The sequence below is a fragment of the Dyella soli genome, from assembly GCF_054482295.1.
The window spans coordinates 312,795-331,796 of sequence record NZ_JBTFFU010000004.1; the positions used below are offsets into that span (position 1 = coordinate 312,795).

The 19,002-nt window shown below is 68.2% G+C and carries 18 protein-coding genes and 1 pseudogene; 11 read left to right on the plus strand and 8 right to left on the minus strand.

Going from position 1 to position 19,002, the window contains the following annotated elements; translation table 11 throughout:
- The first annotated feature begins 278 nt into the window (after positions 1 to 278).
- Together ACXU4B_RS17785 and ACXU4B_RS17790 are read left to right on the plus strand one after the other, a co-directional pair.
- Positions 279 to 1,082, plus strand: coding sequence for a DUF2092 domain-containing protein (locus ACXU4B_RS17785; RefSeq protein ID WP_165583253.1), 804 nt, complete (start codon positions 279 to 281; stop codon positions 1,080 to 1,082).
- The gene (locus ACXU4B_RS17790; protein WP_131412994.1) at positions 1,079 to 1,609 is read left to right on the plus strand and encodes a hypothetical protein; all 531 of its coding nucleotides are present in this window, start codon (positions 1,079 to 1,081) and stop codon (positions 1,607 to 1,609) included. The genes ACXU4B_RS17785 and ACXU4B_RS17790 overlap by 4 nt, the downstream gene beginning before the upstream one ends.
- Positions 1,610 to 1,671: 62 nt before the next feature.
- Here ACXU4B_RS17790 and ACXU4B_RS17795 read toward each other — a convergent pair whose 3' ends face one another.
- Entirely contained in the window at positions 1,672 to 2,607 is a 936-nt protein-coding gene (locus ACXU4B_RS17795; RefSeq protein WP_131412992.1) for a M14 family metallopeptidase, read from the minus strand.
- Positions 2,608 to 2,816: 209 nt separating this feature from the next.
- Here ACXU4B_RS17795 and ACXU4B_RS17800 point away from each other — a divergent pair, with 209 nt between their 5' ends.
- Positions 2,817 to 4,133, plus strand: coding sequence for a Xaa-Pro dipeptidase (locus ACXU4B_RS17800; RefSeq protein ID WP_131412990.1), 1,317 nt, complete (start codon positions 2,817 to 2,819; stop codon positions 4,131 to 4,133).
- Between the two features lie 74 nt (positions 4,134 to 4,207).
- Here ACXU4B_RS17800 and ACXU4B_RS17805 read toward each other — a convergent pair whose 3' ends face one another.
- The 3 genes from ACXU4B_RS17805 to ACXU4B_RS17815 form a co-directional block, all read right to left on the minus strand.
- Positions 4,208 to 5,638 carry an amidohydrolase family protein gene (locus ACXU4B_RS17805; protein ID WP_240734184.1) on the minus strand — a complete coding sequence of 477 codons (1,431 nt, stop codon included), beginning with the start codon at positions 5,636 to 5,638 and terminating at the stop codon, positions 4,208 to 4,210.
- A gap of 79 nt (positions 5,639 to 5,717) precedes the next feature.
- Entirely contained in the window at positions 5,718 to 6,440 is a 723-nt protein-coding gene (locus ACXU4B_RS17810; RefSeq protein WP_131412988.1) for a ComF family protein, read from the minus strand.
- Between the two features lie 16 nt (positions 6,441 to 6,456).
- Positions 6,457 to 6,663, minus strand: coding sequence for a hypothetical protein (locus tag ACXU4B_RS17815; RefSeq protein ID WP_131412986.1), 207 nt, complete (start codon positions 6,661 to 6,663; stop codon positions 6,457 to 6,459).
- A 145-nt stretch (positions 6,664 to 6,808) separates the two neighbouring features.
- Here ACXU4B_RS17815 and bioB point away from each other — a divergent pair, with 145 nt between their 5' ends.
- The 5 genes from bioB to bioC are packed head-to-tail and all read left to right on the plus strand — an operon-like array spanning position 6,809 to position 11,653.
- The gene (gene bioB / locus ACXU4B_RS17820) at positions 6,809 to 7,849 is read left to right on the plus strand and encodes a biotin synthase BioB (protein ID WP_131412984.1); all 1,041 of its coding nucleotides are present in this window, start codon (positions 6,809 to 6,811) and stop codon (positions 7,847 to 7,849) included.
- A gap of 8 nt (positions 7,850 to 7,857) precedes the next feature.
- Entirely contained in the window at positions 7,858 to 9,051 is a 1,194-nt protein-coding gene (gene bioF / locus ACXU4B_RS17825; RefSeq protein WP_131412982.1) for an 8-amino-7-oxononanoate synthase, read from the plus strand.
- Positions 9,052 to 9,078: 27 nt separating this feature from the next.
- Positions 9,079 to 10,008 carry a sulfurtransferase gene (locus ACXU4B_RS17830; protein WP_131412980.1) on the plus strand — a complete coding sequence of 310 codons (930 nt, stop codon included), beginning with the start codon at positions 9,079 to 9,081 and terminating at the stop codon, positions 10,006 to 10,008.
- Positions 10,005 to 10,775, plus strand: a complete 771-nt coding sequence (bioH, locus tag ACXU4B_RS17835; RefSeq protein WP_131412978.1) for a pimeloyl-ACP methyl ester esterase BioH — start codon at positions 10,005 to 10,007, stop codon at positions 10,773 to 10,775. Before ACXU4B_RS17830 ends, bioH begins: the two co-directional genes overlap by 4 nt.
- Positions 10,772 to 11,653, plus strand: a complete 882-nt coding sequence (gene bioC, locus ACXU4B_RS17840; RefSeq protein WP_131412976.1) for a malonyl-ACP O-methyltransferase BioC — start codon at positions 10,772 to 10,774, stop codon at positions 11,651 to 11,653. The genes bioH and bioC overlap by 4 nt, the downstream gene beginning before the upstream one ends.
- Here bioC and ACXU4B_RS17845 read toward each other — a convergent pair whose 3' ends face one another.
- Complete coding sequence (locus tag ACXU4B_RS17845) at positions 11,654 to 12,226, minus strand: DNA-3-methyladenine glycosylase I (RefSeq protein ID WP_131412974.1); 573 nt, start codon at positions 12,224 to 12,226, stop codon at positions 11,654 to 11,656.
- Between the two features lie 94 nt (positions 12,227 to 12,320).
- Between ACXU4B_RS17845 and ACXU4B_RS17850 the strand changes: the two genes are divergently transcribed.
- Together ACXU4B_RS17850 and ACXU4B_RS17855 are read left to right on the plus strand one after the other, a co-directional pair.
- Positions 12,321 to 13,205, plus strand: coding sequence for a DMT family transporter (locus ACXU4B_RS17850; protein ID WP_131412972.1), 885 nt, complete (start codon positions 12,321 to 12,323; stop codon positions 13,203 to 13,205).
- 50 nt (positions 13,206 to 13,255) lie between these two features.
- Positions 13,256 to 13,462, plus strand: a pseudogene (locus tag ACXU4B_RS17855) (alkylphosphonate utilization protein); the annotation flags it as partial.
- An 89-nt stretch (positions 13,463 to 13,551) separates the two neighbouring features.
- Here the strand turns inward: ACXU4B_RS17855 and ACXU4B_RS17860 are convergent.
- Both ACXU4B_RS17860 and ACXU4B_RS17865 read right to left on the minus strand, forming a co-directional pair.
- Entirely contained in the window at positions 13,552 to 14,517 is a 966-nt protein-coding gene (locus ACXU4B_RS17860; RefSeq protein ID WP_131412968.1) for a pyridoxal-phosphate dependent enzyme, read from the minus strand.
- Positions 14,514 to 15,518: an aldose 1-epimerase gene (locus tag ACXU4B_RS17865; RefSeq protein WP_131412966.1), complete on the minus strand. Its 1,005-nt coding sequence runs from the start codon at positions 15,516 to 15,518 to the stop codon at positions 14,514 to 14,516. Before ACXU4B_RS17865 ends, ACXU4B_RS17860 begins: the two co-directional genes overlap by 4 nt.
- 66 nt (positions 15,519 to 15,584) lie before the next feature.
- On the opposite strand from ACXU4B_RS17865, the gene pepN reads away from it, so the two are divergent.
- On the plus strand, positions 15,585 to 18,242 hold the full coding sequence (pepN, locus tag ACXU4B_RS17870) for an aminopeptidase N (protein WP_131412964.1): 2,658 nt from the start codon (positions 15,585 to 15,587) through the stop codon (positions 18,240 to 18,242).
- A 211-nt stretch (positions 18,243 to 18,453) separates the two neighbouring features.
- Here the strand turns inward: pepN and ACXU4B_RS17875 are convergent, their stop codons facing one another.
- The gene (locus tag ACXU4B_RS17875; RefSeq protein WP_131413491.1) at positions 18,454 to 18,639 is read right to left on the minus strand and encodes a hypothetical protein; all 186 of its coding nucleotides are present in this window, start codon (positions 18,637 to 18,639) and stop codon (positions 18,454 to 18,456) included.
- Positions 18,640 to 19,002: the final 363 nt, after the last annotated feature.

Here is a 19,002-nt window from a genome sequence, read left to right on the forward strand (position 1 = left end):
GGCGCCTAGGTAGAAATACGGCAACCAAACTCCGCAAAACCTCCGTATTGCACGCGCAAGGGAGTTGCTAGAGTCAGTGCGGCTCGATGCGGCTGTCGCCTGACGCAGGGGCAGCCCGGGCAACCCGCGGTGCCGGTGGTCCCGGCGTTGCACCAGCGCTGGCGACGAAGCCGTTGCTGCATGCCAGCTCCTTGAGGTTCGCCCGCACGACACCGGCCCTTCCCCTCTGGCGCGGATGCCACGGAACCCAACCTAACGCTGTCGCAGGAGGTTGCATCATGTCTCGCCAATGGATATTGCCCGTGGGCCTGCTGGTGGCCATGGCCTGCGTCGCGCCGGTCATGGCGCAGGAGGCGCACAAGCCCGTAGCGCAAAGCCACCCGCAGCAAGCGCCGACGCCGGCGGTGGAACCCTCGGCCGTGCATGCCATCGACCTGATGGCGCAGAAATTGCGTTCGCTGAAGTCGTTTACCGTCCGCGCCGATGCCACGATGGAAGAAGTGCTCGATACCGGGCAGAAGGTGACCTACGGCGGCAACGTGACCTACAAGATCCGTGCGCCCGACAAGTTCTTTGCCGCCGTCGACAGCGATCGCAAGCAGCGCAGCTTCTACTACGACGGCTCGAAGTTCACCATCTATGCGCCGCGCATGCACTACTACGCACAGAAGCCCCTCACCGGCACGGTGCACCAGCTCGTCGCCACCGCGCAGGAGAAATATGGCGTGGAGATGCCGCTGGCCGACCTGTTCTACTGGGGGACCGACAAGGCACCGCTGTCCGCGATCGAATCGGCCACGGTGATCGGTCCTGCGCGCATCAACAAGGTCGAGTGCGACCACCTGCTGATGCATCAGTCCGGCGTCGACTGGCAGGTATGGATTGCGCGGGACACGCTGCTTCCGCAAAAACTCGTGATCGCCAACCTCGACGACCCGACCCAGCCCGAGTATGTCGCCACGCTCACCTGGGACACCACCAGCCCGCTGGCGGACAGCGATTTCAGCTTTACGCCCAAGGCGGACGACCATCCCATCAAGATCAGTGAGCGTGCCGCGCCGGCCAAGGAGGCATCGCCATGAAACGTCAGAACGGCATCGCCCGCTCCCGCCTGTGGTGCACTGTCACGCTGCTGGCCGCCTGCCTGGTCGCGGCTCCCATGGCCGAAGCCGTTCGCGGCGGCGGCGGGGGTGGCCAGGCGCGCGCCGGCTCGCGATCCAGCATCAACGGCGGTGGTGGTGGTGGCAACCGCGAGATGAGCGGCAATCGCAGTGCCAACGTCAACAGCAACAGTAACCGCAACGTCAACTCAAACAGGAACGTCAACGTCAACCAGAACGTCAACGTGAATCGCGACGTGCATGTCGACGTCGACAACGGCTGGGACAACAACGGCTGGAACAACCATCCCATCGCCACCGCCGCCGCCGTCACGGCGACCGTGGCGGTGACCGCAGCCGTGATCGGCTCGGTCGTCAACACCGTGCCGCCGAGTTGCCAGACCATCGTGCAGAACGGCGTCACCTACTCGCAGTGCGGATCGACCTGGTACCAGCCCCAGTATTCGGGCAGCCAGGTCTCGTACGTGGTCGTCAATCCGCCTTACTGAGCAGGCCAGCGCAGGCTGGAACCAGGTCGCGCCGCGGCCTGGCTCCAGTCGGCTTCGCAAAGTCAGTCCGGATCGCCATCGAGGTGCGCCAGCGCGTAGTCGATCGCCGCGCGCACCGCGGCCACCTGGGCATCGTTGCACTGCTGCGGCGTGGCGCGCGGGCTGTCGGGATAGACCTCGGTCGTGGTCGCGTAGCGTGCGTTGGTAATGCCCGCGCACAGGCTCCACTGCTTCACGGGAAACTTGATCACGCCCGGTACCAGCAGTGGCGAGCCGATGATCTCGCCGCGCGCGTCGGCCATGGCGATATGGGTCACCTTCGCCACCGCCTCGATCACCGCCTGCTGGAACGCAGGCTGGGGACGTTCGATATCGTCGACCAGATAGAAGCCGTCGGGAATCTCGCCGGGCTCGAAGTCCTTGCCGTCGCGGGCAGCCAGGGCCGGCCGGAACTCCGACTCGTCCGAATCGGTGGTCTCGTGCAGGTCAATGTGCATGAGTACCTGATCGCGCAACGGCGCCAACAGCTTCACCAGCGCGGCGGATTCGCCTGCCGGACTGTCCTCGCGGAAATTGCGATTGGGATCGAGCGCGTCGGGGTTCCAGCGATTGATCCGCTCGTAGGCCCATGGACTGACGCAGGGCACCACCAGCAAGTTGGCCCGGCCATCATAGTCGCGGCCATGCTGCCGGACGAACTGAAGCGCGCCATGCACGCCACTGGTTTCGTAGCCATGCACACCACCGGTCACCAGCAGGACCGGCAACTCCTCGCGCCAGTCGCGGCTGCGGATGGCCACCAAGGGATAGTGTTCCGGGCCGTAATCCAGCGCGCCGTACTCGACCACGTCAAACGACGCGCGCCATGGCTCGATGACGCCAAGGACGTCATCCGCATAACTCCGCTGCCTGACCCGCTGCGCCCGCCAGGCAGCCAGTTCCGCCGCGCCCCAGGGCTGTCCGGGTGTGCCGATGGGATAGAAGGCGGGGCTGCTCATGCTGAAGTCGTCGCGGTGGAAAGCCTTACTTTAGCATTCGCGTGCCGGGCAGCCTGCGGCCCGTCACCGTGACCAAAGACGTGGTTGTCCGGCCCGCCATTCGCGGTAAGGTGACGGTGGGGGATATCGCAGGACCGTGGCGCAATGCGCATTGTCTGGCTGTCCGCCCGTGCAGCCACCTTGCCCATCGCCCACGGAGAAGTCTTCCCATGCGCCTGTCACCCCTGTTTGCCGCCGTCGCCCTGATTCTTGGAACCACCGCCGTTGCGCACGCCGACGATGCGCCGGCGCCGTCGCGGGTCATCGTTCGCGCCGCCCACCTGGTGGACGTGCAGACCGGCACGGTGCGCGACAACCCGCTGGTGGTGATCGAGGGTGAACGCATCACCGAAGTGCGCTATGACGGCCAGGTGCCGGCGGGCGCCAGCGTGATCGACCTTGGCGGCGCCACGCTGATGCCGGGCCTGATCGACTGCCACGTGCACCTGACCGGCGATCCGGGCGAGGTCAAGGGCGACTACTACGAGGCCATCCTCAAGCGCAGTTCGATCGACTCGGCCATTCTTTCCCCCACCTACGCCAAGCGCACACTCGACGCGGGCTTCACCACGGTGCGCAACCTCGGTGCCGGCGACTATGTCGACGTGGCGCTGCGCAATGCGATCAATCGTGGCGACATCCCCGGTCCGCGCATGCTGGTGTCGGGCCCGCCGCTGGGCGCCACCGGCGGCCATGCCGACGGCACCACGGGCTTCTCGCCATGGATCGAGTTCCATGACGTGGAAGGCGTGGCCGACGGCGTGGATGCGATTCGCCACCGCGTGCGCGAGAACGTCAAGAACGGCGCCGACGTGATCAAGTTCATGGCCAGCGCCGGCGTGCTCAGCGCCGAGGCCTCGGTCGGCGCGCCGCAGTACTCGCAGGAAGAGATGAATGCGATCGTCAACGAGTCGCACCGCTGGGGCAAGAAGGTGGCGGCGCACGCGCATGGCGCCGAAGCGATCAAGATGGCCATCCGCGCCGGCGTGGACTCGATCGAGCACAGCAGCATGATCGACGAGGAAGGCCTGAAGCTCGCCAAGCAGCACGGCACCTATCTCGATTTCGACGTCTACAACGACGACTACATCCTCAGCGAATACTCGAAGAAGGGCTTCCCGGCCAGCACGCTCGAGAAGGAAAGGCTGGTCGGCCGCACCCAGCGCGAGAACTTCCAGCACGCGGTGAAGGCGGGCGAGAAGCTTGCCTTCGGCACCGATGCCGGCGTCTACCCGCACGGCTGGAATGGCAAGCAGTTCGCGCTGATGACCAAGTGGGGCATGACGCCAATGCAGTCCATCCAGGCGGCCACGGTGAATTCCGCGGACCTGCTCGGCATGAAGGACAAGGTGGGCGCGGTGGCGCCGGGCTACTACGCGGACCTGGTCGCGGTGAGCGGCGACCCGATCAAGGACATCAGCCAGATGGAGCATGTCGCCTTCGTGATGAAGGGCGGCGTGGTGGACAAGAACGAATTCAAGCGCTGACGCGCGCGTTCCCTGTCATCGCGGGCTGCGCGCCGACCGACGTCGGCGCGCCGTTCCCGCTGGCCTGAGCCCGCTCAGTGCAGGCCCACCGTATTGCCCATGGCGCCCAGGATCGCCTGCGTGTCGTAGCCCACGCCGTTCTTGAAGACGAGCGGCATGTGTTCGATGGCCGTGCTGTCCTTGCGCGGGTCGCCGTCGATGACCACGATATCGGCGCGCTTGCCCACGGCCAGCGTGCCGACGTCCGCATCGCGGCCCATGTAGTGCGCACCGTTGTAGGTGGCGACGCGCACCGCCTGCTCGAAGGTGAAGCCCGACTCGACCAGCAGTTCCACTTCGCGCTTGGACGAGTAGCCCGGCACGACGCCGCCGTAACCGGTCGGGTCGGTGCCCGCCATCAGCGTGCCGCCGGCATCCACGAACTGCTTCTCCAGTTTCGCGAGCTTGGGATACAGGGTGACCCACACGCTCTTGTTGCCCTGGATCTTCGCCCACTGGTTTTCGTATTGCGCGCGCACCTCGGGAATCATCAGGTCGAGCGCGCCCTGCGGCGCCTTGGGTCGGCCCGCCGCGAAGGTCTCGAACACGGTGAGCGTGGAGGTGAGCGCCACGTGGTGGTCCACCAGCAGCCGGATCAGTGCCTTGGCCTCCGGCGATGAGGTGTCGAGCTCGGCCAGCGACTTCTGCACGTCGGCGCCGGCGGGACAGGTGTCGGGCTTCTTGTCCTTGACGAAGTCCGAGGCAACGAAGAAGCCATGTTCCAGGTTGTCGATGCCCATCCCGACCGCTTCGCGATAGGTCACCGAGCACAGGTGCGCCGTCACCTTGTGGCCGCGCTGGTGCGCCACCTCGATGGCACGCTGCAGCTCCGCGCGCGTGATCTGCATGTAGCCCTTGTACGAGGTCACGCCTTCGTCCGCCCAGTAGTTGACGGTGCGCTCGGCGTCGTCCACGCCGCTCAGCACGTGCACGCCGGGAATCGGCAGCCCGGGGCCGTTGAGATACGGGCCGGTGACGTCCATGTCCGGGCCGACCAGCTCGCCGCGGGCGATGGCGTCGCGCAGGTTGAGGTCGGCGTACGGCATCATCGTGCCGGCGGTGCGCATGGTGGTGACGCCGCCGGCGAGGTACAGGCGCGGGAAGCTGAAGGTCATTTCGTTGTAGGCGGCGTCGCCCGCCGGATAGAACATGTGCTCGTGCATCATCACGAAGCCCGGCAGCAACGTCTTGCCATGCGCGTCGATGACGGTGGCGCCGTCCGGCGTCTTCACGCGGCTCGACTTGCCCAGCGCCACGATGCGGCCGTGGTCGATCACCAGGGTCTGGTCGTGGGCCGCGGTCTTGCCGGTACCGTCGACCACCTCGGCGTGGGTCAGCGCGATCACCGGCTGGGCATAGCTGACGAAGTCCTTGTCAGTGGCGGGCTTGGCGTCCGCGGCGTGCGATGGCGCCACTGGAAGGAGTGCGAGCAGGAACATCGCCGGAAGAAGGGGACGCAGCGCCACGGGCCAGACTCCATGAGGGATTGGCATCGCATCCTAGCCGAAGCGTGGCACCGCGCGGCGCGGCGCCGGCCCTTGCGCGCTATCCCCGCAGGAAAGGTGCGCGTGCCAGCGCCCACACGTCCACCCGCTGCACGCCGGCCTGCCTGAGTGCACGCGCGCATTCGGCCAGGGTCGCGCCGGTGGTCATCACGTCGTCGAACAGCGCCACATGGGCTGGCCAGGTGACATCCGCCCTGGCGACAAAGGCCGCGCGCACGTTGCGGCGCCGCGCGATCGCATCCAGTTCGGTCTGCGCGTGGGTCGGGCGTGTTCGCTCCAGCAGGTCATGGCGCAGCGGCAGCGCCAGCGCGCCAGCCAGCGGTCGCGCCAGTTCGCGTGCCTGGTTGTAGCCACGCTGGCGCAGGCGCGAGCGATGCAGGGGCACCGGCAGGATCAGCTGCGGACGCGCGACATCCGGCATCTCGCGCAACCAGAGCGCCGACAGCACGCGTCCCGCGGCGAGATCGGCGCCGAACTTGAAGCGCGACTCCAGCCGGTCCAGCGGCCAGGCGTAGCGGAACGGCACGCAGGCCGCGTCCCACGGTGGCGGCCGGCGCTGGCACTGGCCGCACAGCGCGGCCGGCGCCGCCAGCGGCAGGGCGCAGCGGGCGCAGCAACTGCGGTTGCGCGGCACTTCGGCGGCGCAGGCGCGGCACAGGTCGATGCCGTCGGTGCCGGGTCCGCCGCAAAGCAGGCAGCGCAGGGGCAGCACGAAACCCTGCACGGCGTCCGTCGCCTTGCGCCACCAGCCGAGCGCTTCCATGCGCAGGGGTCTCGCTTCAGGTCTTGGGCTTGAACAGCGCGGCGTCGAGGATCGACCACAGATGGATGATCCAGCCGAGCCAGACGATCCACAGGATGCCGGCCAGGACGAACATCACCAGCGCGATCCAGAAACGACCCTGCACCAGCTGGCCAAGGCCCGGGATGAAGAAACTGCAGATGGCGGCGAGCACATTGCCCGAGCTTCCCTGTCCTGCACTCATGCCGGAGTCTCCCGAAAGATGGATGGCCGGATGGTAGCGCCCGCCATACGTTCGCGCATCGTCAACCATGGGGCGTCGCAGAAAGTTGACATGAAAAAACGCCCTGCCACACTGTCGGGCTTCCCTGCCTTACGTAGCCATTGCCATGTCCCAGCCCATCCGCCACGACTGGACCCGCGACGAGGTCGCCGCGCTGTTTGCCCTGCCGTTCAACGAGCTGCTGCATCGCGCGCACTCGGTGCATCGCGAACATCACGACCCGAACGCGGTGCAGGTGTCCACCCTGCTGTCGATCAAGACCGGCGGTTGCCCCGAGGATTGCGCCTATTGCCCGCAGGCGGCGCGCTACGACACCGGCGTGCAGGCGCAGAAGCTGATGAGCGTGGAGGCGGTGGTGGCCCGCGCGCAGGCCGCCAAGAACGCCGGTGCCAGCCGCTTCTGCATGGGCGCCGCCTGGCGCAGCCCGAAAGACCGCGACGTGGCCAAGGTGGCCGAGATCGTGAGCGCAGTGAAGGGCCTGGGCCTGGAAACCTGTGCGACGCTGGGCATGCTCAGCGGCGAGCAGGCCGCCACGCTGAAGCAGGCCGGCCTCGACTACTACAACCACAACCTGGACACCGCGCCGGAGTTCTACGGCGAGATCATCCATACCCGGCAGTACCAGGATCGCCTGGACACGCTGGGCCATGTGCGCGAAGCGGGCCTCAAGACCTGCTGCGGCGGCATCGTCGGCATGGGTGAGAGCCGCGACCAGCGCGCCGGCCTGCTGCAGACGCTGGCCACCCTGCCCGAACATCCCGAGTCGGTGCCGATCAACCAGCTGGTGCAGGTGGAAGGCACGCCGCTCAATGGCGTGCAGGCGCTGGATCCGTTCGAATTCGTGCGCACCATCGCGGTGGCACGCCTGCTGATGCCGGCATCGATGGTGCGCCTCTCCGCCGGGCGCCAGCAGATGGATGATGCGGTACAGGCCCTGTGCTTCTTCGCCGGCGCCAACTCCATCTTCTACGGCGAGAAGCTGCTGACCACCGGCAATCCGGACGTCGAGCACGACCGCCGGCTGTTCGCGCGGCTCGACCTGCATCCGCTGGAAGTCATCGAAGAAGCCGGCACCGTGCACGCCGACATCATGGAAGCCGACACGGCCGGTTGCGGCAGCGGCTGCGGTTGCAGCGCCGCCGCCTGAGCGGCGCCATGACACGCCCTTCGCTCACCGACCGCCTCGCGCGACACAGCGCCGAACGCGCGCAGGCCGGTTTGCGGCGACGCCTGCGCACGGTCGACCGCGTCAGCGGTGCCTGGGTGGAGCGCGATGGCCGTCGCCTGCTGGCGTTCTGCAGCAACGACTATCTCGGCCTGGCCCAACACCCCGGACTGGTCGCGGCGCTCAAGCGCGCCGCCGATGCCGACGGCGTGGGCAGCGGCTCGGCGCATCTGATCTGCGGCCACCGCAGCGCGCATGCCGCGCTGGAAGAAGAGCTGGCCGAGTGGACGGGCCGTGAACGCGCGCTGCTGTTTTCCACTGGCTACATGGCCAACCTGGGCGTGATGCAGGCTCTGTTGCAGCGCGACGACCTGTGCGTGCAGGACAAGCTCAACCACGCCTGCCTGCTCGATGGCGCCCAACTGGCCGGCGCCGAACTGAAGCGCTATCCGCACGCCGACGTGGCTGCCGCCGCGCGGCAACTCGACAGCCGCCCCGATGCCGCCGCCCTGCTCGCTACCGATGGCGTATTCAGCATGGATGGCGACATCGCGCCGCTCTCGGAGCTGGCCGCGCTGTGCCGACGCGCCGGCGCCACCTTCATGGTCGACGACGCGCATGGGCTCGGGGTGCTGGGCCAGCGCGGCGAAGGCAGCGTCGCCCAGGCGGGCCTGGGGCAGGACGAGGTGCCGGTGCTGATGGCCACGCTGGGCAAGGCGCTCGGCTGCAGCGGCGCTTTCGTGGCCGGTCCGGCCGCCCTGATCGACGGGCTCGTGCAGTCGGCGCGCACCTATATCTACACGACCGCCATGCCGCCCGCGCTGGCCGCCGCGACGCTGGCCGCCACACGGCTGGCCCAGTCGGAGGGCTGGCGCCGCGACAAGCTCGACGCACTGGTCGCCCGCTTCCGCGAGGGCGCCGCGCAGCTTGGCCTGCCGCTGATGCCCTCGCCCACCGCCATCCAGCCCCTGCTGCTGGGCGACGCGCAAGCGGCGCTGGACGCCGCCGAAGCGCTGGAACGGCAGGGTTTCCTGCTCACCCCGATCCGCCCGCCCACGGTGCCGCAAGGCAAGGCGCGACTGCGCATCACGCTGTCGGCGCTGCACGAGGAAGCCGACGTGGATCGCCTGCTGGAAGCGCTCGCGCGCCTGCCCGCGGGGGGCCCGGCCGGGGCCCCCGTATAATGGCGGCCTCGCCGTACCCCTCCCGCCATGTCCATCATCAATCTCTCCGCCTATCGCTTCGTCAGCCTGGACGACCTGCCCGCGCTGCGCGAGCGCGTGCTCGAACGCTGCCTGGCGCTTGATCTCAAGGGCACCATCCTGCTCGCGCCCGAGGGCATCAACCTGTTCCTGGCCGGGCCATCCGAACCGATCGAGGCCTTCATGGACTGGCTGCGCCTCGACCCGCGATTCGTCGGCCTGGAGCCGAAGGTCTCCGTCTCCGCCAGCGTGCCGTTCGGCCGCATGCGCGTGCGCCTGAAGAAAGAGATCATCACCATGCGCATGCCGGCGATCCGCCCGGAAGGCGCGCGCGCGCCAGCGGTCGCGCCACGCACCTTGCAGCGCTGGCTGGCCCAGGGTCATGACGACCAGGGCCGCGAAGTGGTGTTGCTGGATACGCGCAACGATTACGAAACCGACGTGGGCCTGTTCCACGATGCCGTCGACTACCGCCTGGGCAGTTTCACCGAATTTCCCGATGCGATTGCCGCCGACCGCGCGCGCTTCGAGAACAAGACCGTGGTGTCGTACTGCACCGGCGGCATCCGCTGCGAGAAGGCGGCGCTGCACATGCAGGACCTCGGCATCGACAACGTATTCCAGCTGGAAGGCGGCATCCTGAAGTATTTCGAAGAGACCGACGGCGCGCACTGGCGCGGCGACTGCTTCGTGTTCGACGAGCGCGGCGCGGTGGACAAGAGCCTGGCGCCCGCGTCGTTGCTCCCTCTCCCCGGCGGGGCACGCGGGGAGAGGCCATGGATGGCCTCGGCTCTGAAGAGCGAGGAGAGGGTTGGGGTAAGGGGCGGCTCTAGCGCCGACCTGTCTTCAGCGCGCGCTTCGTTCAACGCTCCCGCGAGCACCCACCCCTCATCCGCCCCTTCGGGGCACCTTCTCCCCGGCGGGGAGAAGGACCTGTGAGTCTCCATATCGAAACGCACGGTCGCGGCTCGATCCCCGTCGTCATCCTGCACGGCTGGGCCATGCACGGGGGTATGATGGAACCGCTGGTCGAAGCGCTGGCCGATCGCTGCGCGATGCATGTGGTGGATCTTCCGGGCCACGGCTATTCGCGCGACAGCACGCTGCCGCTGGAGCCTTCAGCCTGCGCGCGGGCGATTGCCGAGCGCACGCCGCCGGCGGTGTGGATCGGCTGGTCGCTGGGCGGCCTGATCGCGCTCACCGGCGCGCTGGAACATCCGCAGCACGTGCGCGGCCTGGGCGTCATCAGCGGCACGCCCAAGTTTTCGCGTGATGCGGACTGGCCGCACGGCAGCGACGCCCGGCTGGTGCGCCAGCTCGCCGACGACCTGGAAACCGACTACCACGCCACGCTGGAGCGCTTCATGGCGCTGGAAGCCATGGGCAGCCCCGATCCGCGCGCCGAACTGCGCCACCTGCGCAGCCTGGTATTCACGCGCGGCGAACCGGACATGCGCGTGCTGCAGGAAGGCATCCGCATCCTGGAGAGCACCGACCGCCGCGCCGCACTGGCCTCGCTCAGCGTGCCCAACACCTGGATCGCCGGCCACCGCGACCGGCTGGTACCGCCGCCGGCGATGGCGTGGTCCGCCGAACACGGGCATGGCGACTATGTCGAGATCGCGCACGCCGGACACGCCCCCTTCTTCGGCTATGCCGACGACGTAGCCGGCGCGCTGGCGCCGCTGCTGGAAACGTTTCGATGAGCGAATCGCATTTCGACCGGCGCCAGGTGCGCCGCAACTTTGGCCGCGCCGCCAGCACGTACGAGCAACACGACGCCCTGCAGCGTGAAGTGCAGACGTTGCTGCTCGATCGACTCGGCTTCTACCTGGAAACGCCCGAACGCGTGATCGACGTCGGCGCCGGCACCGGTCGCGGCACCACGCTGCTGCGCAAGCGCTATCCCAAGGCGCAGGTGATCGCGATGGACCTGGCGCTGCCGATGCTGCGCGCCGCGAAGAAACACATCGGCTGGCTGAAGCCGTTCCAGCGCGTTTGCGCGGAAGCCACCGCGCTGCCGCTGCCCGACCACAGCGTGGACGTGCTGCATTCCAACCTGTGCTTCCAGTGGGTCGACGACCTGCCCGCGCTGTTCGGCGAATGCGTGCGCGTGCTCAAGCCCGGCGGCCTGCTGGTGTTCTCCACCTTCGGGCCCGACACGCTGAAGGAACTGCGCGCCGCCTGGGCGCAAGCCGACCAGCAGCCGCACGTGAGCCGCTTCCTCGACATGCACGACCTCGGCGACGCGATGATCAGCGCGGGGCTGCGCGATCCGGTGCTCGACGTCGACCGCTACACGCTCACCTATAGCGAGCCGCGCCTGCTGCTGAAGGAACTGCAGGGCCTGGGCGCCACCAACGCCGATCGCGAACGCGAGCGCCACCTGCTCGGCAAGCGCCACTACCAGCGCATGCTCGCCGCGTACGAGGCGATGCGCATCGACGGGCGCATTCCCGCCACCTGGGAAGTGGTGACTGCGCATGCCTGGGGTCCGCCGCCGGGCCAGTCGCGACGCATGGCCGGCGGCGGGGAAATCGCCAGCTTCTCGCTCGACAGCCTGCGCGGTTCGCGCCGGCGCTGACTAGACCTGCTTGTGCCGGAAGCAGCTCACTACATGGTCGTTGACCATGCCGGTGGCCTGCATGAAGGCGTAGCAGATCGTGGTGCCGACGAAGCGGAAGCCGCGCTTCTTCAGTTCCTTGCTCATGCGATCTGACAGCGGCGTGCTGGCGGGCACGTCGCCCTGGCCGGTCCAGCGGTTGCGGATCGGCTTGCCGTCGACGAACGACCACAGGTAGCGATCGAGGCTGCCGAACTCCGCGATGGCCTCCAGTGCAGCCACGGCGTTGTCACGCGCCGCATACACCTTGAGCCGGTTGCGGATGATGCCCGGGTCGAGCAGCAGCTTTTCCAGCTCGCGGTCTTTCATGGCCGCCACCTTTGCGATGTCGAACTGGTGGAAGGCGCGTCGATAGTGGTCCCGCTTGAGCAGCACCGTGCGCCACGACAGGCCCGCCTGCGCGCCCTCCAGGCACAGGAACTCGAACAGCGCGCGATCGTCATGCAGCGGCGTGCCCCACTCGGTGTCGTGGTAGTCGTGCATGTCGGGACTGTTGCCCCACGGGCAACGGGTACGGCGGTCAGCGAGGGTCATGGGCCGGCTTCGCGAGGTCGGGCCCCCATTGTGCCGCCCGGCGCCGCCGTTGGCGCGCGGCTAGACTGGCGGCTCCCGCCGTCACCCGACCACCATGCCCACTACGCCACATCCCCAGCGCGGCGCCGTACTGGCGCTGCTCGCCACCATCCTCATCTGGGCCTACAGCTGGGTCGTGATGAAGCAGGTGCTGCAACACGCCGGCCCGTTCGACTTCGCCGCCCTGCGCTACGTGCTCGGCGCACTCGTGCTGTTCGGCGCGCTGCTGGTCACGCGCCAACCGCTGCGTCCACCGCCGCTGCTGCCCACCGTGCTGGTCGGCCTGTGCCAGACCACGGCATTCCAGGGCCTGGGGCAGTGGGCGCTGGTCAGCGGCGGCGCCGGACACATCGCACTGCTGGCCTACACCATGCCGTTCTGGGCCGTGTTGCTGGCGTGGCTGATCCTGCACGAGCGACTCACGCGGCGCCGCTGGCTCGGCCTGGGCCTGGCCGCGGTCGGACTCGCGTGCATCATCGAACCCTGGCGCGGCATGGGAAATACCCAGAGCACGCTGCTTGCCGTGGGCGCCGGCGCGGCGTGGGCCATGGGCACGGTGCTGAGCAAGCAGGTGTTCCTGCGCCACGCGCCCTCGCCACTGAACCTCACGGCGTGGCAGATGCTGTTCGGCGCGATGGCGCTGGTGGCGATTGCCTGGTGCGTGCCGCAGCGCTCGATCGACTGGAGCCTGGACTTCATCGGCGGCCTCGCCTACAGCGTGGTGATGGCGTCGAGCGTGGCCTGGGGCCTGTGGCTGGTCGTGCTGCAGCGACTGCCGACGGCGGTGGCTAGCCTCGCCAGCCTCGGCGTGCCCATCGTCAGTGTGTTGCTGGCGTGGGCGATCCTGCACGAGCGGCCCAGCGCGATGGAGGGGCTGGGCATCGCGTTCGTGCTGCTGGGACTGGTCGCGGTGAGCGGCCTGCGCCTCCGGCGCGGCTGAGCAGCGGCTTACACTAGCGTCCCCGCAACGCCAGGCATTCCCCCATGGACGTAAAAGACAGCAATGGCACGGTACTCGCCGATGGCGACTCGGTGCTGGTCATCAAGGACCTCAAGGTGAAGGGCTCGTCGCAGACGCTCAAGCGCGGAGCGGTGTTCAGGAATATCCGCGTGGACCACGACAATCCCGAGGAGATCGAGTGCCGCGACGGCCGCTCGACCCTGGTGCTGAAGACCTGCTTCGTCAAGAAAGCCTGAGCCAGCGGCTGGCCCTCGCGATCCCCGGGAACGGGCGCGCGAGGGTCCGGCCGGCGCAGCGCGCCGCGGTCAATACCTTGCGCAGGCGCTCACCACGGCAAGGCGTCGAGGTCGACATTGCCGCCCGTGAGCACCAGGCCCACGCGCTGTCCGGCAAAGCGCTCCGGACGCTTGAGCACCGCCGCCAGCACCGTGGCGCTCGAGGTTTCCACCACCAGCTTTAGCTCGTTCCACAGCAGCTTCATCGCCGCGATGACTTCGGCGTCGCTGACCGTGGTGACTTCCACCCGATGCATGCGCAGCGCGTCGAAATTGGTTTCGCCGATGAGCGTGCGCAGGCCGTCGCAGATCGTGTCGGGCACGAAGGGCCCCACCCGCCGGCCTGCCGCCAGCGAACGGGCGGCGTCGTCGGCGCCCACCGGCTCGGCACCATGCACGGCGATGTGCGGTGCCACGCCGTGCGCGGCGATGGCGCTGCCTGCCATCAGGCCGCCGCCACCGACCGGGGTGATGATGGCGTCCACGCCACCGGTCTGCTGCAGCAGTTCAAGTACGGCCGTGCCCTGCCCGGCCATCACGCGCGTGTCGGCAAACGGATGCACCAGCTCGGCGCCGGTAGCCAGGCGCACTTCGTCGGCCTTCGCTTCGCGCGCGGCCTGCGTGGGCGCGCAGCGATGCAGGATGGCGCCAGCGCGCTCGATCGCCTCGACCTTGGTACGCACGGCGCCGTCGGGCACGATGACGTGCGCGGGAATCCCACGCGTAGCGGCCGCCAGCGCCAGCGCATTGCCATGATTGCCGGACGAATGCGTGACCACGCCGCCGGCGGCCTGCCCGTCATCCATCGACCACACCGCATTGCAGGCGCCGCGGAACTTGAAAGCACCACCGCGCTGAAGGTTCTCGCACTTGAAATGAAGATCCGCGCCCACCAGCGCGTTCAACACGGCGCTGCGCAACACCGGCGTCAGCACCGCATACGGCGCGATGCGCGCGGCGGCTTCCTGGATCTGCGCGAAGGTGGGCAGCGCCGCAGGGTTCAACGAAGGATTCATGGGCTTTCGATCTCCACACCGCAAAGGAAGCGCCGCTCGGCGCCTGGTTCGAGCCGGATGGCCGCGGCGCAATCGGGCCGGTTGAAGGCATCGGCCCAGCTTTCCATCGGCTCCAGTGCCACCGAACGGCGCACGTCGCGCGTCACCGTGTCCGCGGTGAAGGCGAGCATGACGCCACTTGTCTGCCATACCGCGATGGACAAGCCACTGGCCGGATCGCGCAGGCGCGTGCGCGCCCTGCCGTCGGCGTCCAGGCGCAGGTCGGCAAACGCATGGTTCAACTCCCGTGCGCCGATCGGTTGCCGCTGCCGGAAATCGAGCGCGGGCTCGCGCTCCATGGCGATGCGCGCGGCGTTACCCGCGAGCGGAATGAACTCCGCATCGGTGCGCACGAGCGTGCCCGCCGGAATCTGCAGCTCCCAGCTGTCGATGGGCGACTCGCCGAGGCGGAAATACGGATGCCAGCCGAAGAAGCACGGCGCCGCGTGCTCGCCCGCGTTGCGCATCGTGACTTCCAGCGCAAGGCCCGCGGCGTCGAGCGTATAGGTCACCGACAGGTCGATCGCAAACGGGTAGCCGGCGTGCACGCCGGGCCGAATCGACTGCGTGGCGAAGGTGACGCGCGCCGACTGCGCATCAGCGGACAGCGCGACGAGATCGAAGTCCACGCCACGCACGAAGCCATGGCGCGCCGCGCGCTGCGCGCCCTCTACGCCCGGCTGCAGGTCATGCGCCGTGCCATCGAAACGGTAGCGCGCCGCGTCGATGCGGTTGGCGAACGGCACCATCACGGCGAAGCGGGAACTGGGCCGGGCGTCGAGCTCGCCCGCGTCGCGGTAGCCGTCGGCCAGGTCGCGCACGCCGTCGGCACATGGCAGCTCGAAGTTGAGCAGGGTGGCGCCGCGGCGGGCGATGCGCACGCGGCGGCCGCGCGTCGGATCGGCCAGCACGGCCAGCTCGTGCTGGCCCAGGTGCCCACGCTCCGCAAGGAATTCCGACATCGACTTGTCCTGCCCGGAAAGGGCCGCATGTTAGCCTGACTGATCCCTTCCGCCCCAGCTGTCCCGATGAATACTCGCAACGACGCCGCGCCTGTCCTGATCCGCCTCAGCGATTACCGCGCCCCCGCCTGGCGGGTCTCGCAGGTGAATCTGAGCTTCGACCTCGGCATCGACGACACCGTGGTCAGCTCGCGCCTGCACCTGCAGCGCGATGCGACCCTGCAAGAACCGCTGCGACTGGACGGTGAAGGGCTGGAACTGTTGTCGATCGCGCTTGACGGCCAGGCGCTGCCGGAGGGCCAGTGGCGCTACGAAAACGGCGTGCTGGAGGTCGAAGGCGCGCGCGACGGCAGCCTGCTCGAGACGCGGGTGCGGGTGCGGCCGGCGGCCAATACGGCGCTCGAGGGCCTGTACCTGTCGGGCACGCGCGAGGGCGGCTTCCTGCTGACCCAGTGCGAGGCCGAGGGCTTCCGCCACATCACCTTCTTCCCGGACCGGCCGGACGTGCTGGCCAGTTACACGGTCACGCTGCGCGCGGATCGCGCGCGTTTTCCCGTGCTGCTTGCCGGTGGCAATCCGGATGGCCACGGCGAGCTCGAGGACGGGCGCCACTGGGCGCGCTTCGTCGATCCGCATCCCAAGCCGAGTTATTTGTTCGCGCTGGTCGCGGGCCGCCTGCAGCAGATCGCGCGCGACTACGTCACCGCCAGAGGGCGCGCCGTGAAGCTGGTGATCTGGGCCGAGCCCGATGCGATCGGCCGCTGCGACTACGCGATGGACGCGCTGGAACGGTCGATGCGCTGGGACGAGCAGTCCTATGGCCGCGAGTACGACCTCGACGTGTTCCACGTGGTCGCGACGCACGACTTCAACATGGGTGCGATGGAGAACAAGGGCCTCAACATCTTCAACGCGAAGTACCTGCTGGCCGACCCGGATTCGAGCACCGACGACGAATACCGCGCCGTGGAAGCCGTGGTCGCGCACGAGTACTTCCACAACTGGAGCGGCAACCGCGTCACCTGTCGCGACTGGTTCCAGCTGTCGCTGAAGGAAGGCCTCACGGTGTTTCGCGAGCAGCAGTTCTCCGCCGACATGAACTCCGCGCCGCTCAAGCGCATCGAAGACGTGGCGCTGCTGCGTCGCGCACAGTTCCCCGAGGACGCCGGCCCGCTGGCGCACCCCGTGCGGCCCGCGCAGTACAGCGAGATCAACAATTTCTACACCGCCACCGTCTACGAGAAGGGCTCGGAGCTGGTGCGCATGGTGGCGGGCAGCCTCGGTCGCGATGGTTTCCGGCGCGGCATGGACCTGTATTTTTCCCGCCACGACGGCCACGCCGCCACGCTGGAGGATTTCCTGCGCGCGCTGGGCGACGCCAATGGCGTCGATCTGATGCCCTACCTGGCGTGGTACGCGCAGGCCGGCACGCCGCGCCTGCATGCGCGCGGCCATTACGACGCCACGCAGCGCACCTATGCGCTCACGCTGTCGCAACACACGCCGCCCACTCCCAACCAGCCCCACAAACAGGCGCTGCCGATCCCGGTGAAGCTGGCGCTGTTCCGTCGCGACGGGCGCATGATTCCGTTGCACCTCGCAGGCGAACCGGCCGCGACGTCGGGCGGCGTCGAACGCGTGGTGGTACTGGACCGCGCGGAGCAGACGTTCGTCTTCCAGCAAGTGGATGCCGCGCCCGTGCCGTCGCTGCTGCGCGGCTTCTCGGCACCGGTCATCCTCGAATGCGACTATGCACCGGCTGACCTGGCCCTGCTCCTGCGCCACGACGCCGACGGCTTCAATCGCTGGGAGGCCGGGCAGCAGCTTGCCGCGCGCGCCTTCGACAACCTGCGCGACGGCAACGACACCGCCGCACTGGATGCGTGGTGCGAGGCCCTGTCCGCACTGTTCGCCGAGGGCTCGGTGGACGCCGCGTTGCTGGCCGACTTGCTGACGCCACCGGGCGAGATCGAACTGGCCGAGCGCGAGCGGGTGGTGAACCCGTCGCACGTGCATGCGTTGCGCCAGCAGCTCCAGGAAAGCCTCGCTCTGCGCATCGGGCGCGAGGCGCTGCACGCCCGCCATCAGGCGCTGGCCACGCCGGCCGTGGTCGCCCTCGATGCCGCCAGCCAGGCGCAGCGCCGGCTCAAGCGGCGGGTGCTCGAGCTGTTCGCGCTGCTCGACCCGTGGGCGGCCCACGCCCTGGGCACGCAGCAGTACGACAGCGCGCCCAGCATGACCGACCGGCTCGCCGCACTGGTGGTGCTGGCGCGTGGCAACGCGCCACAAACGCGCGCCGCCTTGCTGCATTTCCGCGAGCGCTACGCCGACAATCCGCTCGCCATGGACAAGTGGTTTTCGATACAGGCGCAGCTGCCCGCCGAGGTGGTGGTCGAACGCGTGCGCGAGCTTGAGGCGGATGCCGCATTCACCCTGAAGAACCCGAACCGCGTCAATGCGCTGTTCGGCGCCTGGGCGCGCAACAACCCGGATGGCTTCCACCGACCGGATGGCAGCGGTTACCGCCTGCTGGCCGAGCGCCTCGTCCAGCTGGACGCGCTCAACCCGCAGGTCGCTGCGCGGCTCGCCACGGCATTCAACGGCTGGCAGCGCCTGGAGCCGACGCGGCGCGCGGCGGCACGCACGGCCATCGGCACGCTGGCTGCACAGCCGGGTCTGTCACGCAACCTCACCGAGATCGTGCAGGGCATGCTGCACGACTGAGTGCCGGCCGCGCGCAAGGAAACGCCCGAGTGCGACCCGTCAGAGACGGGGCACCCGGGCGTCATTCGTCAATAGGTGGGCACCGCGCAATGCGAGTGCCGGAGTGGCGACCTGTCGAAGGTCGTCGCGTCTTGCTTCGCGAAAGGCATATGGCGTTTAGCCGTCCATCTGACTTTGAACTTATGCCCGGCACGCGTTTGCCGGGCCAGCGTCAGACCGCCATGTGCTGCAATTCGTCCCGCAGTCGGCTCATGCGCGACAGCAGGCGCGGACGCAAGCTTTGCCGTTCGTGTTCGGTGCGTCCTTCCAGATGTTCCATGGCCATCTCAACGCGGCCGAGCTCGATCAGCAGATCGTGATGCTGATAAACCGGTTGGAAATCGAAGCTGCAATCCATGACCTGAGTCTCCCGGAACGGTTGCCTTGGTTGGCATGTCAGGAGAAGCAATGGCCGTGCCATCAATGTGATGTGCATCACGCTACGTCTGGGCCTGAATCACGGAATGACGCTGCGCGTCAGCACGTGCCAAGCCTCGGCACAAACAGGCGTTTTAGTCACTTCACGTTCACGCGCCAAGCGTAAATATCCACCCCAGACGCGCAGCACACAGCTGCTGCCAGCGACCTGTTTTCACGGTTTCTGGCGCCCGGCAACACGGTCATCCTGGATTCCCCCTGTTCCTGAGACCGCCGGGCGCCAGATCTTAATTGAGGCCTGAAAAGGCGACGGCGCCCCAAGGGGCGCCGTCTTGCTTCCTCT